The organism is Chelatococcus asaccharovorans (assembly GCF_003201475.1).
Taxonomy (GTDB): domain Bacteria; phylum Pseudomonadota; class Alphaproteobacteria; order Rhizobiales; family Beijerinckiaceae; genus Chelatococcus; species Chelatococcus asaccharovorans.
In genome coordinates, this window is record NZ_QJJK01000003.1 from 532,824 (window position 1) to 547,030 (window position 14,207).

Consider the following 14,207-nt stretch of genomic DNA (forward strand, 5'->3'; position numbering starts at 1 on the left):
CATGGCGCGTCACGTTGGAATTGTCGGCGTCGGTCAGACGCATCATGCGCGCCGCCGCACGGACGTCAGCCAGGCTGGGCTCGTGCGCGAGGCCGTGGACAGGGCGCTGGCTGATGCGAAGCTCACGATCGAGGATATCGACTCGGTGATCGTCGCCACCGGGCCGGTGCTGTTCGCAGCCGTCAACCAGCCGGAGAAATGGGTGGCCGATGCCATCGGCGCGCGGTTGAAGCCGGTGGTGCGCGTCACCAGCGGTGGCGGCACCGGCCTCGCTGGCGCGCTGACCGGCTACTACCAGATCGCCGGCGGCTTTGCCGAGCGCGTCCTCGTCGTTGCCTATGACAAGCTGTCTGAAGGCGCTCTGCAGTACTCCATCTCCACGCTCTATGATCCGTTCTGGGGGCGCGAGTTCGCGGTCGGTATCATGGGCTTCTCCGCCGCCTACTGGCGCGCGCGCATGGATGTCCTCGGCCATACCGAGGAAGCCGCTGCCATGGTCGGGGTCAAGAATCGCAAGAACGCGATGAAGAACCCCTATGCCCATGTGAAGAAGGAGATCACCGTCGAGGAGGTGTTGAATTCACGCCCCCTGGCCTGGCCGATCAAGCTGCTCGACGTGCCGCCGATTTCCGACGGTGCCGCTGCCGTGGTGCTGTCTTCCGAGAAAGCGGCCGCGCAATCAACGGATCGCCCGGCCTGGATCCGCGGCATGGGCTATTTCTGCGAGGCCGACAACGCCGCGCAGCGCTCCATGCTGGTGTCCGAGCCCCTGGCGCTCGCCGCCCGCCGCATCTACCGCGCGGCCGGCATCACCAATCCGCGCCGGCAGTTCGACGTCGTCGAGGTGCAGGAGCCCTACACCTGCTTCGAACTCAGCTATTACGAAAGCCTCGGTCTCTGCGCGCCCGGAGAAGCCGCGGAGCTGATCTCCTCCGGCGCCACGCAGATGGACGGCGACATTCCGGTCAACCCCTCGGGCGGTTGCGCGGGGGCCAACCCCATCGGCGCGGCCGGGCTCATCCGCCTCATCGAGGGCGCCGCCCAGGTCATGGGCAAAGCGGGTGATATCCAGATCCCCAACGCGAAGCTGGCGCTTGTCCAGTCCGGCGGCGGCTGGGCCAATCTGCGCGGCGTCGCCGTGCTCAGCGCATAAGGAGGAAGCCTCATGCTTGCCATTCCGGACAGTTGGGCCCAGGACCTGACGACCTTCCCGAGCGACCTGTCGATGCCCTATACGCTGACGCCGGGGCGTGCGGCGGGTACCTTCGTCGCGGAGGTCAAGAACCGCCGTATCGTCGGCTCGCGTTTCGCGAGCGGCACCGTCGTGGTGCCGGCCCAGGATTTTTGCCCGAACACCGGCGACAGCGATCCTGAGCTGGTCGAGGCGCCGCATACGGGCACCCTTAACGGCTTCACGCAAACCGATGCAGGGATCATCGCGCTGATCCGCATCGACGGATCGGATGTCGATATGACCCATCGCATCCTCGGCACGGCGCTCGACGGCCTAAAGGTCGGCCAGCGCGTCGAGGCCGTCTGGGGCGATGGCGAAGGCATCCTCGCGATCGAGGGTTTCCGGATCGCGGCGAATGCGCCGCAGGGTGAGATCCGCCCGCTTGAAGCGCCGGCAAAGCCCGTGGAGCAGATTCCCTATCGCCTCGACCTGCACTACGAGCATGCCTTCGGCCCGTATTACGGGCGGCTGTTCGACGAGATCAAGACCAACCGCCGGATCATGGGCGTGCGCACCTCCGACGGCGAGGGGGCCCTGCTGCCGCCGCGCGAGATCGACGACATCACCCACAAGCCGACGGGAACCTGGGTGGAGCTGAAGCAGACCGGTACCGTACGCGCCATGTCCGTGATTCACCTGGAATTCATCGGCCAGACCCAGCCCCCGCCGTATATCTATGCCGAGATCATGCTGGACGGCGCGTCCACCCGCCTCATCCATAATGTCGGCGGCATCGACATGAGCCGCGCCAAGGAGCTGGTGAAGCCGGGCACCCGGGTACGCGCCGTCTGGCGCGAAGGCGAACGCACCGGCTCGCTCGCCGACATCTCGCATTTCGAGGTCATCGACGGCGAGGAATAAGGGTCCGGGACGAGGAAGGGGCGGCTCGATGTTCGAAATTCATACGCTCAGGCTCGGCGAGTTGATGATCCCGCAGGGCGAAAGCCTCCTGCGGGATCCGATCCACGCCTGGTACGTGACGGATGGTACCACCCGCATCCTCGTCGATGTCGGCATGCCGGGCGTCGAGGAGACCCGGCGGCGCCTCGGGATCGCGGCGACCGGCGGCGGCCCGGACTCGCTCGTGCGGACATTGGGCGAATGCGGGACTGATCCGGGTGCCATCGACATCATCATCGCCACGCATCTGCACTTTGACCACGCCTGGAATCTCGATCTTTTCCCGCAGGCCTGCGTCGTCGTGCAGAGGGACGAGGTCTTCCATGCGGTCGATCCGGTCGCGACGCAGCGGATCTACTATCTGCGCGAGACATTGCTCAGCCTTCTCGCCCGCAAGAAGCCGTCCGGACTGCGGCTCATCGATGGCGATGTCGATCTGATGCCGGGTGTCCGACTGATGAAGGTGCCCGGCCACACGCCGGGCATGCAGGTGCCCATCGTCAGCACCACGAAGGGCAAGGTGGCGCTCGTCTCCGATCTCGGCGACCACTATCGCTGCTGGTTCCCTGCGGATCCGCGTGCGACCGAGCACCCGATGCGGTTCATGACCGGCAGCTATCTCCCCGGCGCCATCCGCAGCGAGAGCGAGCGCGTCTATCAGGACAGCATGGCACGCGTGCAGGCGGCTTGTGACATCGTCATTCCGGCGCATGACTTCCGCATCCCCAGCCATATTCCGGCAGAGTGGTTTGAAGTGCCGGCCTCCACGCGTGGCGATCTCAGCCATTCCAAGGCGGACCATTCCAAGGCGGCACATTCCAAGGCGGCGGAGTAGACCATGCCCAATCTCGCCGATCACCTCTTCCGCCAGGCGCGCGAACGGCCGGACAAGATCGCGCTGATTTACGAAGGCGAGACCTGGACCTTCGCCCGCCTCGCGGATGCCGTGCGGCGGGTAGCGGCAGGGCTTGCGGCGGCCGGCGTCGGCAGCGGCACGCGGGTCGGGCTCATGACCACGGCCAGGCCGGATTTCATTATCACCCAACAGGCAATCTTTGCCCTGGGCGCGACGCTGACACCGCTCAACATCTTCTACAAGCGGGCGGATCTCGCCCATGTCATCACGAGTTGCGACCTCGAAGTGCTCATCATGGATCGCGACTTCGTCGAGAACCTGCCGGACGCGGCCGATTGCGGCGAACTGCGCGGCGTTCTGGTGTTCGGGCTGCCGACCGGGGCCGGCCGTCTCGCATCCGCCGACGGGCTGGGGCAGACCGGAGCAGCGATCGAGAGGCCGGTCGACCTCCCCGAAACCGCCATCGGTATGATGCTCAACACCTCTGCCACGACCGGCAAGGCGAAGGGCGTCATGCTGTCGCTCGCCAATCTGCGCGCCAATTACGACAGGACGCCGGAATGGCTCGGGCTCAACAGCGAGAGCGTCATTCTCTGCGCCCTGCCCCTCTACAACACCTTCGGATTGAACCAGGGCATCAACGCGCTGATGGTGACCGGCGGCACGATGGTGCTGCTGCCCCGCTTCGATGCGGACCGCTGCCTCGACGCCATCACCGCCCATGGCTGCACGTTCCTGCCCATGGTGCCCACCATGCTGCAGCGCATCGTCGATCATCCTGAGGCGGAGACGCGCAATCTCTCGTCGGTGTCGCGTATCCTCACGGGCGCCGCACCGGTGCCGGCCGCGCTGCTCGAGCGCATCTATCGGGTGATGGGCCGCGACACCGATGTGATGACGGCCTACGGCCTCACCGAGGCCTCCGCCATCGTGACGCTGGAGCATATCACCCTCCGCTCGGATGGCCGTATCGAACGGCCAAAGTCGATCGGCCAGGTCCTTCCGGGCATGGAGGTCCGCATCCTCACCGACGACGGTCGTCCCACGGCGGCCGGCGAGGTCGGCGAGATCTGCATCAGGGGCCCCAACATCATGCAGGGCTACTATCGCCAGCCCGAAGAAACGGCGCTCGCCATCCGCGATGGCTGGCTGCATTCGGGTGATCTCGGCTATTTCGACGCCGACGGGCATGGCTATATCGTCGACCGCAAGAAGGACGTGATCATCCGCGGCGGGCAGAACATCTATCCCGCCGACATCGAGGACGTGCTCTACCACGTCCCCGGCATTCGCGAGGTCGCGGTCGCCGGCCAGCCGGACGACAAGCTGGGCGAGGTCCCGGTGGCCTATGTCGCGCTCCAGCCCGGTTGCCATCTCACCGCCGAGGCATTGATCGACCGCTGCAAGCAGGAGCTTGCCTATTACAAGGTGCCGGCCGCCGTCCATTTCCTGGCTGAGCTGCCCAAGGGGCCGACCGGCAAGATCCTGCGCCGCGGCCTGAAGTCGCCAGCCACCAACGCCAGTCCCCCAGGAGTTACGCCGTGAGCTTTGAGACCCTTCTCTACGCGATTGCCGACGGCGTTGGCACAATCACCCTCAACCGCCCGGACGCGTTGAACGCGACCAACGACACGCTCTACCACGAACTGTCCGGCCTGATCGGTGATATTGCGGGCGACCGCAGCGTGGGCGCCGTGGTGCTGACCGGCGCAGGCCGCGGCTTCTGCGCCGGAGCCGACGTCAAGTCGATGAACCCCGATGCCAAGCTTCTCGACAGGCGCGCGCGGCATCGCTGGATCCTGCGCGACATCCTGCAGCCGCTGATCGCGCTGGAGAAGCCTGTCATCGCCGCCGTCAACGGCCCGGCCGTCGGTGCCGGCTTCAATATCGCGCTCGCCTGCGACATCGTCATTGCCTCGGAGAAGGCGGTCTTCAGCCAGATCTTCACCCGTCTGGCGCTCGTCCCGGATCTCGGCGGCCTCTATCTCCTCACGCGCGTCGTCGGACTGAACAAGGCCAAGGAACTCTGTTTCACCGCCAAGAAGGTCACGGCGGAAGAGGGCCGTGAACTCGGCTTCGTGAACCACGTCGTGCCGCATGATGAACTCATGCCGCGCGCGCAGAAGCTGGCAGCGGAGATCGCCGCCGGACCGCCGACATCGCTCGCGATGATCAAGACGTTGCTCAATAAATCATCGACATCGAGCCTCGAGCAGATGCTCGAATACGAGAGCTTCGCACAGACCATCGCCTACACCACGCCCGAACACAAGGAAGGCGTCGCCGCCTTCCGCGAGAAGCGGCAGCCCAACTTCCGAGGGGCGGAATAGATATGGACTTCACCTATAGCCCGAAGGATCTCGCCTTCCGCGACGAACTGCGCGGATGGCTTGCCGCCAACCTCCCGCAAGGCTGGGGCGAGACCGTCTTCCTGCCGGAGGACGAGGACGAGAACGCCATGTTCCGCCTGGACTGGGAGCGTAAGCTCTACAAGGGCGGCTGGAACGGCATCGCCTGGCCCAAGGACTATGGCGGACGCGGTGCAACGCTTGTCGAACAAGCCATCTTCGCCGAGGAAATGGCACGGGCGAAGGCACCCGAGGGACTTAACATCATCGGGCGGAACCTCGTTGCCACCACGCTGCTCCACCACGGCTCGGACGCGCAGAAGGCCCGCTTCCTGCCCAAGATCATCTCCGGCGAAGAAGTCTGGTGCCAGGGCTTTTCCGAGCCGAACGCGGGGTCCGATCTCGCCGCCGTGCGCTGTCAGGCCGTGCGGGACGGCGACCATTTCGTGGTCAATGGCCAGAAGATCTGGACGAGTTTCGCACAATATTCGCAGTGGTGCATTCTGCTGGCACGCACCGATCCGTCCGCGCCCAAGCACAAGGGCATCAGCTTCCTTCTCGTTGACATGAAGACGCCGGGCATAACCATCCGGCCGCTACGCCAGATCTCCGGCGAATGCGAGTTCAACGAGACATTCTTCGATGATGTCCGCGTTCCCGTCGAGAATCTCGTTGGGGAACTAAACGGCGGCTGGCGTATCGCCATGACGACGCTTGCCTACGAGCGCGGCCCCGAAGATGCGCTCGGGCGCCAGCTCGTGTTCCGCCAGGAGCTCGACCAGCTCCTCGCCACCGCGGCGAAGCTCCAGCGCGGCAACCGGAGCGCCATCGAGGATGGCCTTCTGCGCCAGAAGCTGGCGAAGTCCCTCGTCGGTATCGAGATCATGCGGCTCAACTGCCTGCGCGCCTTCTCAAAGAGCCTGAAGGGTGCACCGCGCGGGGCGGAGGCTTCCATGAACAAGCTCTACTGGAGCCATGTCATGCAGGACATGTTCGATACGGCCATGGAGGTCTTGGGGCCGCTCGCGCCGCTGACAGCAGGCGATGCACATGCCGTGGACGGCGGGCGCTTCCAGCTCGGCTTCCTGCGCTCCAAGGCCTTCACCATCTACTCGGGCTCTTCCGAGATCCAGCGCAACATCATCGCCGAGCGCGTGCTCGGCCTGCCCAAATAGGCCCGGCCATGGATTTCGACTTCAACCAGGAACAATACATGTTCCAGGACACCGTGCGGGACTTGCTGGCCAGTGCCCTGACCATGGAGCATCTGCGCAGCGGCACGCCCGCCGAACTCTGGGGGCAATTGGCCGAGACCGGCGTCTTTGCCCTGCTCACCCGCGAGGAGGACGGCGGCCTCGGCCTCGGCTATACCGATCTGGCGCTTATCTTCGAGGAATTCGGGCGCGCCCTCGTCCCGGCCCCGATCGCAGCGGCCATCGTTGCCGGCGGCGCCATTGCGCGCTTCGGCACGCCGGAACAGCGGGCACAACTGCTTCCCGGCCATGGCGAAGGCGCGTTGCGCCTGTCATCCGCCTTCGCGGAAACGGTAGCAACGGTACCCGCCGCGATGACGCTGACGGCAAGGCCGACCGATGCGGGCTGGACCGTGACCGGCTCCAAGATCCTCGTGCCCGATGCGGCCGCTGCCGACAAGCTGCTGGTGGCGCTGCGCTTCGGCGACGACCTGGGCCTCGCACTCGTCGAGCCCTCCCGGGCCGGCGTCACACTGCGTGAGCAGGATACGCTGGATCTGACGGCGCGCTACCACGAGGTCATCTTCGACCACGTGACCCTGACTGCCGGCGACATTGTTGGCGGCAGGCCCGATCCCGCGGCCGTAGTGGCCTGTTTCGATGCCGCCGCCGCAGTGGCGGCGCTGCAAATGACGGGCATGGCCGCCCGCACGCTCGACGAGGCCGTGACTTATGTTGGCCAGCGCAAGCAGTTCGACCGGGTGATCGGCTCGTTCCAGGCGATCAAGCATCGTTGCGCGGACATGGCCGTCGCCGTCGATGCCTGCCGTTCCGCTGCCTATTACGCGGCCTGGGCATTGGACGAAGCGGCGCCGGACGAGCGAGCGCGGGCCGTCTCAATGGCGAAATCCTGGTGTGGCGACAACGCCCGCTTCACTTGCAACCAAGCCATCCAGCTCCACGGCGGCATCGGCTTCACCTGGGAGTTGGGGCTGCATCTCTTCCTGCGTCGCATCAAATGCGAGGAGGCCTCCTTCGGCGACGCCGACTGGCACCGCGAGCGGGTCATCGGCGCGACGCTGCGCTCCATGGAGCTGGCCGGATGACGATGCGCGCCATGATCCTGCCCCGCTTCGGCGGACCCGAGGTCTTCGAATGTCGCGAAATGCCCATGCCACGCTGCGCGCCCGACCAGATGCGGGTGCGGGTCCATGCCTGCGGTGTATGCGGCCATGATCTCCTGAACCGGGCCGGCCATTTCCCGCATACGCGACTGCCCGCCGTCATGGGCCATGAGATCGCAGGAACGGTGGAGGAGGTTGGCCCCCTGGTGACGCGCTTTGCGCCGGGCGACCGGGTCACGACGATCCAGCGCATGCCGTGCGGACTGTGCGCACTCTGCCGCTCCGGCCGGGAAAATGTCTGCACGTCGGGGCCCGGCTTCTATGGCGAGGACGTCTCCGGCGGCTACGGCCCGTATGTACTCGCCACCGAGCGCAATACGGTGAAACTGCCGGATGCGATCCCGCTCGAGATCGCCTGCACGCTGAGCTGCGCCATCGGTACCGGCTTCCACGCGCTGCGCCGTGCGCAACTCACCCTTGGCGACAGTGTCGTCATCACCGGCGCAAGCGGTGGCGTCGGCATCCATACCGTCAAGCTTGCGCGGCTGCTCGGCCTCAGGACCATCGCCATCTCCTCGTCGCCCGACAAGGTCGAGCGGCTGCGGGCTGCGGGCGCGGATGAGGTTGTTGTCGCGCCCGATTTCCAGTTCCACAAGGGGGTCAGGGAATTGACCGGCGGCCTTGGCGCCGATGCGGTGATCGAGATCGCCGGGCGGCCCACCTTCCCTTCCTCCGTCCGCGCGCTCAGGGCGGCGGGACGCATGGTGATCGTCGGCAATGTCGACCCCGGCAGCGTGGCGCTCAACCCGGCCATGGCTATCCTGCGGGAGATGGATTTCGTGGGAAGCGCCCATGCGACCCTCGCCGATCTGCAGAAGGTCATTGCCCTTGTCGAACGCGGCGCTATCACGCCGGAGATCGCCGACGTCCTCCCCGTCGAGGATGTAGCCGAAGCCCATCGTCGCATGGAAGCCCGCGGCACGTCCGGCCGGATGGTACTCCTCCATGGCGGGAGTGGCTGATGTCCGACGCCGACCCTCCGCACATCCCGTCCCGCTGCGAGACCCTGGAAATCCGCGGTCTCCGCTATTCCGTCCGTCGCTGGGGCCGTGAGAATGCCCGGCCGCTCCTGATGGTGCACGGCACCCGTGATTCATCGATAACCTTTCAGTTCGTGGTGGACCATCTTGAGGGCGACTGGCAGGTGATAGCCCCGGATTGGCGCGGCCACGGGCATTCGGACCGCGCCCAGTCCTACTGGCTCCATGATTTCGTCGGCGACCTCGCCGCACTCTTTGAGCTTCTGTTTCCGTCACGCGCGGTGCCGCTGGTCGGGCATAGCCTCGGCGGTAACGTCGCCGGCATTTTCGCCGGCCTGCGGCCGGAGCGCATCTCCCATCTCGTCTCGCTCGATGGCTTTGGCCCGCTCGTCGACCATGTTCCCGTGGATCCGGTCGCCCTGTTGCGGCGGCATATCGAGGCCAGGGAGCGCGAGGGGCGTGCCTATCCGGATATCGCTACGATGGCGGCACGCCTGCGGCAGGCCAATCCCCGGCTCACGCAAGGGCAGGCGATGCTGCTCGCCGAACATTCCAGCGCGGAAGGCCCGGATGGCCAAAGACGCTGGCTTTATACCGGCGACTTCCAGCGCTCGCTGCCGTCGCTGCGCACGATCGCGGAGTGGGGGCGGCTGTGGGCCGGCATCACAGCCCCCGCCCTGTGGGTGATGTCCGAGGACACGCGCCCGAATGCGCCTGTGCGCTTTCCCGCCGAGATCGAGCGCCGGGCCGCTCTCATGCCGCGCCTCGCACGCCGCCAGATCCCCGGCACCAGCCACAACCTGCACCATGACGAACCGGCCGTCGTGGCAAAGCTGATCGAGGATTTCATAAGCAGACCGCCGTAGAGGCGTTCGGAAACTCAAAACAATGCAGAGGGAGGACAGTCGAATAATGCGCTCACGCGGTATAGGGCCCTGACATGCTGGCCCAGCAAGTTGTGAACGGAATAGTGCTGGGTAGCATCTATGCGCTCTCGGCGCTTGGCTTCACGCTCATCTTCGGCGCAGCGCGCCTGGTCAATTTCGCCTATGGCGAAATCCTGATGCTCGGCGCCTTCTTCACGCTGACGTTGATGAGCGCGCTTGGCCTGCCCTTTTTCGCCGCCCTCCCCGCCGGCATGGCTGCCACGGCGCTCCTCAGCGTCATCCTCTTCTACCTCACCATCCGGCCCCTCACCCGCAAGTCCTATACGTCGCTGCAGGGCGAACTGCAGGTCATCCTTGTGACCCTCGGACTGCTCTATGTCCTGCGGGAATCCGCCTTCATCATCTGGGGCTCCGCGCCGCGCAAGATCGAAATGGGCATATCCGGCATCGTCATGCTCGGCGACGTGGTGCTGACGCGCCAGCGGCTCGTGGTCATCCTCATCATGGCGATCATGGTCACCGCCCTCTATCTCATGCTCTACCGCACCCGCATCGGCAAGGCGCTGCGCGCCATCGCCCAGAACCGCGAAGGCGCGGCCGCCATCGGCCTCGACGGCGATCGGATCATCGCCTTCGTCTTCGCAGTCTCCGGAGCGCTCGCCTGCGTCGCCGGCAGTCTTCTCGGCACCCTTTATGCCGTGGAGCCCGCCATGGGGGGAGCACCGCTGCTCAAAGCCTTCGTGATCGTGATCTTCGGCGGCCTCGGCAGCGTGCCCGGCGCCATCGCCGGCGGGCTCCTGCTCGGCCTCATCGAAACGCTCGCCGGGGCCTATATCAGCTTCGCTTTCAAGGACATCTTCACCTTCCTCCTGCTGATCGCCGTGCTGCTGCTGCGCCCCGCCGGCCTGTTCGGGAGGACGCGATGAACAAGCTCGCGCTGCCCCTCTTCATGATCGTCATGGCGGCCCTGCCCCAGGTCGTCAGCGAGTATCAGGTCTATCTCCTGACATTGACCGTGATCTGGGCGATCATGGCGCTCAGCATGGGTCTCGTCCTCGGCTATATCGGCCAGATCAATCTCGGACAGATCGCCTTCGTCGCCATCGCCGCCTATGCCTCGACATTGCTGCGCCTCAACTTCGGCCTGAGCTTCTGGCTCGCCGCGCCGATCGCGCTTGCCGTCGTCGTGGGGATTGCCGCGATCGTCGGGCTGATCACGCTGCGGCTCAGAGGGCCGTTCTTCATTCTCGTGATGCTTGCCTTCGCAGAGATCGTGCGCCTCATCATCGCCAACTGGCAGGAAGTGACCAACGGCCCGCTCGGGCTGCGCGGCATCGCGCCGCCGGAACCGATCTTCGGCGTCTCCTTCGCCAGCAAGACCGCCTTCTACTATCTCGCGCTCGTCGTGCTCGTGGTGAGCCTCGCGGCGCTCTTGCGGCTCGTCCGCAGCAAGACCGGCCGCATGCTGGTCGCCGTGCGGGAGGATGAGATCCTCGCGGAATTCGTCGGCATCCCGATCATGCGGCAGAAGGTGACCGGCCTGTGCATCTCGGCCTTCGTCGCGGGCCTCGGCGGCATCCTGCTCGGTCCGTTTCTCACCATCCTGGCGCCGAGCCAGTTCACGCTCTTCGCCTCGGTGGACATGATCGTGATGGTGGTCGTGGGTGGCGTCGGCACGCTCGCGGGGCCGATCATAGGCGCGGCGTTCCTCACCTACATTCCGGAACTGCTGAGTTTTGCCAATCACTTCCGCCCCATCCTCATGGGCGTCGTGCTGATCGTCGTCACCCTGTTCGCGCCGCAAGGCATCCTCGGCCTGCTGCGCGGTTTCAAACGCACCCTGGCAAGGGAGGCGCGCGATGGCCAGTGAACCCTTCCTTGCAGTCGACCACATCGCCAAGCATTTCGGAGGCGTGAAGGCGGTGAAGGATGTGACCTTCACCGTGAACCGCGGCGAAATCCTCGGCCTGATCGGACCGAACGGCGCCGGCAAGACGACCACCTTCAACCTCATCTCCGGCCTGCTGCCGCTCACCGGCGGCGAGGTCCGGCTGGAGGGCCGGCGCATCAGCGGCGAGCGTCCGGACCGCATCGCCTCGCTCGGTGTCGCCCGGACATTCCAGGGCACCCGGATCTTCCCGGCGCTCACGGTCCGCGAAAATCTTGAAACCGCCCTTCTGGCCCGCGCGCCGGTGGGCTTCTGGGCGGACTGGTTCGGGCTGCCGGCGGCACGCGCCATTCATGCCGCGATCGGCGGTGAAGTCACGAACGTGCTCGACTTCATCGGCCTGTCGGCGCAGGCAGAGCGTATCGCGGGCGACATGCCCTATGCGCATCAAAGCCTGCTCGGCGTCGGCCTGGCCCTGGCGCTGAAGCCCCGTCTGCTGCTGCTGGACGAGCCCTTCGCAGGCATGAACCCCAATGAAACCGCCGGCGCCGCTGCCATGGTGCAGCGTATCCGCGACAGCGGCGTGACCGTGCTCTTCGTCGAGCACGACATGGCCGCGGTGATGGGGATCTGCGACCGGATCGTCGTGGTCGATCAGGGGTCGAAGATCGCCGAAGGCGCACCGGCCGAGATCGCCGCGAATCCGCGCGTCATCGAGGCCTATCTGGGGAGCGACGAGGATGCTTGAAATCCGCGATCTCGAGGCGGCCTACGGCCCCATCGTCGCCCTCCATGGGGTTAATCTCACCATCGCCGAAGGCGAGGCCATCACCGTCATCGGCGCGAATGGCGCCGGCAAGTCCACGCTCCTCAAGACGATTTGCGGCATTCTCAAGCCGCGCTCCGGCGAGATCCGCTTCGAGGGCAAGCCGACCATCGGGCTCTCCTCCGCACGCATGGTGCAAAGCGGTGTCGCTCTCGTGCCGGAGGGGCGCCATGTCTTCCCGCAATTGACCGTGCGCGAGAACCTGGATCTCGGCGCTTACTACCGACGCGACCACGCCGCTGTGCGCGCCGACCTCGAAGCCGCGCTCGACACCTTCCCGATCCTACGGGAACGCCTTTCGCAGCCGGGAGGCTCGCTCTCGGGCGGGCAGCAGCAGATGCTTGCCATCGCCCGCGCAATGATGTCGCGCCCGCGGCTGCTCATGCTCGACGAGCCCTCGCTGGGCCTGGCACCGGCCATCGTGCAGCAACTCGGGCGGATCATTCAGGAGCTGAACCGTGGGGGAGCCACCATCCTGCTCGTCGAACAGAACGCCCGCATGGCGCTGCGCCTCGCGCACCGGGCCTATGTGCTTGCCACCGGCCGGGTGACGCGCACGGGAACGGGCCAAGAGTTGCTGGACGATCCTGCCGTGAAGGCAAGCTATCTCGGCGGCCATTCCGGAACCTGAGGGCGAGGCGCCCGCATCCGGGGTAAAGGCCCTGCTCGGTCCGAGTCCACCGGCGAGCAGTCTTCATAAGTGGACGGAGGGTGGAGAGAAAAGATGACGCGAATGACTTTTGGCAGGCGCGCAGCGCTCGCCGCCGTCCTGGCGGCAACGCTTGTTCCAGCGGCACTGGCGCAGAAGGCCAGCGCCCAGGACAAAACGGTGAAGATCGGCGCGATCTTCGCCCAGACCGGCCCCAATGCCTCGATCGGCTCCGAGGCGCTGATCGGCACCCAATATGCCATCAAGAAGATCAACGAGGCCGGCGGCGTAAAGGTCGGCGGCGAGACCTACAAGTTCGAGCTCGTCAATATCGACGACGAGTCGAAAGCCGAGCGCGCCGTTGCCGCTGCGGAAAAATTGGTGGCCGACAAGACCATTCCGGTGATCCTGACACCGCCTTCTTCAACCACGACGCTTGCTGTCGTGCCGATCGCCGAGAAGAACGGCCGCATTGCGCTCAGCTTCGTCGCCTCGGCGCCTTCGGTCACCGGCCCTGACCATCCGCTGAGCTTCCGCACGACGCTCAGCGCCATCATGAATGTGGCCCCGTCGATCGAATTCCTCATCAAGGACAAGGGGATCAAGAAGATCGCCTATATCGGCCGCAATGACGACTGGGGACGCGCGGCCGGCGCGAGCATCGCGGACACTGCCAAGAAGCTCGGCGCCGACGTGGTGATGACGGAATATTTCGAGTCGGGCTCCACCGATTTCTACGGCCTCCTAACGAAGGCGCGCGCGGCTGGCCCCGAGGCTGTCGTCGGCGCGGCCTTCGTCGAAGACGGCGTCTCGATGATCAAGCAATATCGGGAGCTGCAGCTCAAGCAGCCCTTCCTCTCGGTCGCGGTGATCTGGGCTTCTCCGGTCTTCCTGAAGGCTGCCGGGCGCGATATGGAGGGCGTGTATATTTCAACCGGCCCCACGACGTCGTCCAATCCCGAACTCGATGCTTTCAGGGCCGCGTTCAAGGCGGAAACAGGGTCTGACGCCCTGCCCTTCAGCATCACGGCCGTGGACAATATCAACCTCCTTGCTGAAGCGATGAAGACGGCCGGTTCCACTGACCCGCAAAAGATCGCCGACGCCCTGCGCAAGCTTAACTTCAAGGGCCTTCTGCAGACCTATAAGTTCGACGGCGGCACACAGTCCGACGTTGTCATCAACATCAATGAGGTGAAGGACGGCAAAGTCGGCGTCATCTCGTCCCTCACAACGCGGTAACAGCCCAGCCTCTCCCGCCT

General features: G+C 65.6%; 14 protein-coding genes. All 14 read left to right on the forward strand.

The window, feature by feature from the left end:
- Position 1: 1 nt before the first annotated feature.
- The 14 genes from C7450_RS09880 to C7450_RS09945 all read left to right on the forward strand — a co-directional run bounded on the left by C7450_RS09880 (position 2) and on the right by C7450_RS09945 (position 14,187).
- The gene (locus C7450_RS09880) at positions 2-1,153 is read left to right on the forward strand and encodes a thiolase C-terminal domain-containing protein (protein WP_110374252.1); all 1,152 of its coding nucleotides are present in this window, start codon (positions 2-4) and stop codon (positions 1,151-1,153) included.
- Positions 1,154-1,165: 12 nt separating this feature from the next.
- Positions 1,166-2,095: a Zn-ribbon domain-containing OB-fold protein gene (locus tag C7450_RS09885; protein WP_110374253.1), complete on the forward strand. Its 930-nt coding sequence runs from the start codon at positions 1,166-1,168 to the stop codon at positions 2,093-2,095.
- 28 nt (positions 2,096-2,123) lie between these two features.
- Positions 2,124-2,969 (forward strand): MBL fold metallo-hydrolase, encoded by an 846-nt coding sequence (locus tag C7450_RS09890; protein ID WP_110374254.1) that lies wholly within the window; start codon positions 2,124-2,126, stop codon positions 2,967-2,969.
- A gap of 3 nt (positions 2,970-2,972) precedes the next feature.
- Positions 2,973-4,535: a class I adenylate-forming enzyme family protein gene (locus tag C7450_RS09895; RefSeq protein WP_110374255.1), complete on the forward strand. Its 1,563-nt coding sequence runs from the start codon at positions 2,973-2,975 to the stop codon at positions 4,533-4,535.
- Entirely contained in the window at positions 4,532-5,320 is a 789-nt protein-coding gene (locus tag C7450_RS09900) for an enoyl-CoA hydratase/isomerase family protein (protein ID WP_110374256.1), read from the forward strand. Before C7450_RS09895 ends, C7450_RS09900 begins: the two co-directional genes overlap by 4 nt.
- A gap of 2 nt (positions 5,321-5,322) precedes the next feature.
- Positions 5,323-6,513 carry an acyl-CoA dehydrogenase gene (locus C7450_RS09905; RefSeq protein ID WP_110374257.1) on the forward strand — a complete coding sequence of 397 codons (1,191 nt, stop codon included), beginning with the start codon at positions 5,323-5,325 and terminating at the stop codon, positions 6,511-6,513.
- A 38-nt stretch (positions 6,514-6,551) separates the two neighbouring features.
- The gene (locus C7450_RS09910; RefSeq protein WP_170147166.1) at positions 6,552-7,637 is read left to right on the forward strand and encodes an acyl-CoA dehydrogenase family protein; all 1,086 of its coding nucleotides are present in this window, start codon (positions 6,552-6,554) and stop codon (positions 7,635-7,637) included.
- Entirely contained in the window at positions 7,634-8,677 is a 1,044-nt protein-coding gene (locus C7450_RS09915; protein WP_170147167.1) for an alcohol dehydrogenase catalytic domain-containing protein, read from the forward strand. The genes C7450_RS09910 and C7450_RS09915 overlap by 4 nt, the downstream gene beginning before the upstream one ends.
- Positions 8,677-9,561 carry an alpha/beta fold hydrolase gene (locus C7450_RS09920; protein WP_110374260.1) on the forward strand — a complete coding sequence of 295 codons (885 nt, stop codon included), beginning with the start codon at positions 8,677-8,679 and terminating at the stop codon, positions 9,559-9,561. The genes C7450_RS09915 and C7450_RS09920 overlap by 1 nt, the downstream gene beginning before the upstream one ends.
- Positions 9,562-9,635: 74 nt before the next feature.
- The gene (locus C7450_RS09925; protein ID WP_110374261.1) at positions 9,636-10,508 is read left to right on the forward strand and encodes a branched-chain amino acid ABC transporter permease; all 873 of its coding nucleotides are present in this window, start codon (positions 9,636-9,638) and stop codon (positions 10,506-10,508) included.
- Positions 10,505-11,452, forward strand: coding sequence for a branched-chain amino acid ABC transporter permease (locus C7450_RS09930; RefSeq protein WP_110374262.1), 948 nt, complete (start codon positions 10,505-10,507; stop codon positions 11,450-11,452). The genes C7450_RS09925 and C7450_RS09930 overlap by 4 nt, the downstream gene beginning before the upstream one ends.
- On the forward strand, positions 11,442-12,218 hold the full coding sequence (locus tag C7450_RS09935) for an ABC transporter ATP-binding protein (RefSeq protein ID WP_110374263.1): 777 nt from the start codon (positions 11,442-11,444) through the stop codon (positions 12,216-12,218). Before C7450_RS09930 ends, C7450_RS09935 begins: the two co-directional genes overlap by 11 nt.
- Positions 12,211-12,927 carry an ABC transporter ATP-binding protein gene (locus C7450_RS09940; protein ID WP_110374264.1) on the forward strand — a complete coding sequence of 239 codons (717 nt, stop codon included), beginning with the start codon at positions 12,211-12,213 and terminating at the stop codon, positions 12,925-12,927. Before C7450_RS09935 ends, C7450_RS09940 begins: the two co-directional genes overlap by 8 nt.
- Positions 12,928-13,020: 93 nt before the next feature.
- Complete coding sequence (locus tag C7450_RS09945) at positions 13,021-14,187, forward strand: ABC transporter substrate-binding protein (RefSeq protein WP_110374265.1); 1,167 nt, start codon at positions 13,021-13,023, stop codon at positions 14,185-14,187.
- Positions 14,188-14,207: the final 20 nt, after the last annotated feature.

Excerpts from the sequence above, each read along its gene's own strand:
- C7450_RS09880 (WP_110374252.1), top strand. The coding sequence starts at position 2 with ATGGCGCGTCACGTTGGAATTGTCGGCGTCGGTCAGACGCATCATGCG.
- C7450_RS09885 (WP_110374253.1), top strand. The coding sequence starts at position 1,166 with ATGCTTGCCATTCCGGACAGTTGGGCCCAGGACCTGACGACCTTCCCG.
- C7450_RS09890 (WP_110374254.1), top strand. The coding sequence starts at position 2,124 with ATGTTCGAAATTCATACGCTCAGGCTCGGCGAGTTGATGATCCCGCAG.
- C7450_RS09895 (WP_110374255.1), top strand. The coding sequence starts at position 2,973 with ATGCCCAATCTCGCCGATCACCTCTTCCGCCAGGCGCGCGAACGGCCG.
- C7450_RS09905 (WP_110374257.1), top strand. The coding sequence starts at position 5,323 with ATGGACTTCACCTATAGCCCGAAGGATCTCGCCTTCCGCGACGAACTG.
- C7450_RS09910 (WP_170147166.1), top strand. The coding sequence starts at position 6,552 with ATGTTCCAGGACACCGTGCGGGACTTGCTGGCCAGTGCCCTGACCATG.
- C7450_RS09915 (WP_170147167.1), top strand. The coding sequence starts at position 7,634 with ATGACGATGCGCGCCATGATCCTGCCCCGCTTCGGCGGACCCGAGGTC.
- C7450_RS09920 (WP_110374260.1), top strand. The coding sequence starts at position 8,677 with ATGTCCGACGCCGACCCTCCGCACATCCCGTCCCGCTGCGAGACCCTG.
- C7450_RS09925 (WP_110374261.1), top strand. The coding sequence starts at position 9,636 with ATGCTGGCCCAGCAAGTTGTGAACGGAATAGTGCTGGGTAGCATCTAT.
- C7450_RS09930 (WP_110374262.1), top strand. The coding sequence starts at position 10,505 with ATGAACAAGCTCGCGCTGCCCCTCTTCATGATCGTCATGGCGGCCCTG.
- C7450_RS09935 (WP_110374263.1), top strand. The coding sequence starts at position 11,442 with ATGGCCAGTGAACCCTTCCTTGCAGTCGACCACATCGCCAAGCATTTC.
- C7450_RS09940 (WP_110374264.1), top strand. The coding sequence starts at position 12,211 with ATGCTTGAAATCCGCGATCTCGAGGCGGCCTACGGCCCCATCGTCGCC.
- C7450_RS09945 (WP_110374265.1), top strand. The coding sequence starts at position 13,021 with ATGACGCGAATGACTTTTGGCAGGCGCGCAGCGCTCGCCGCCGTCCTG.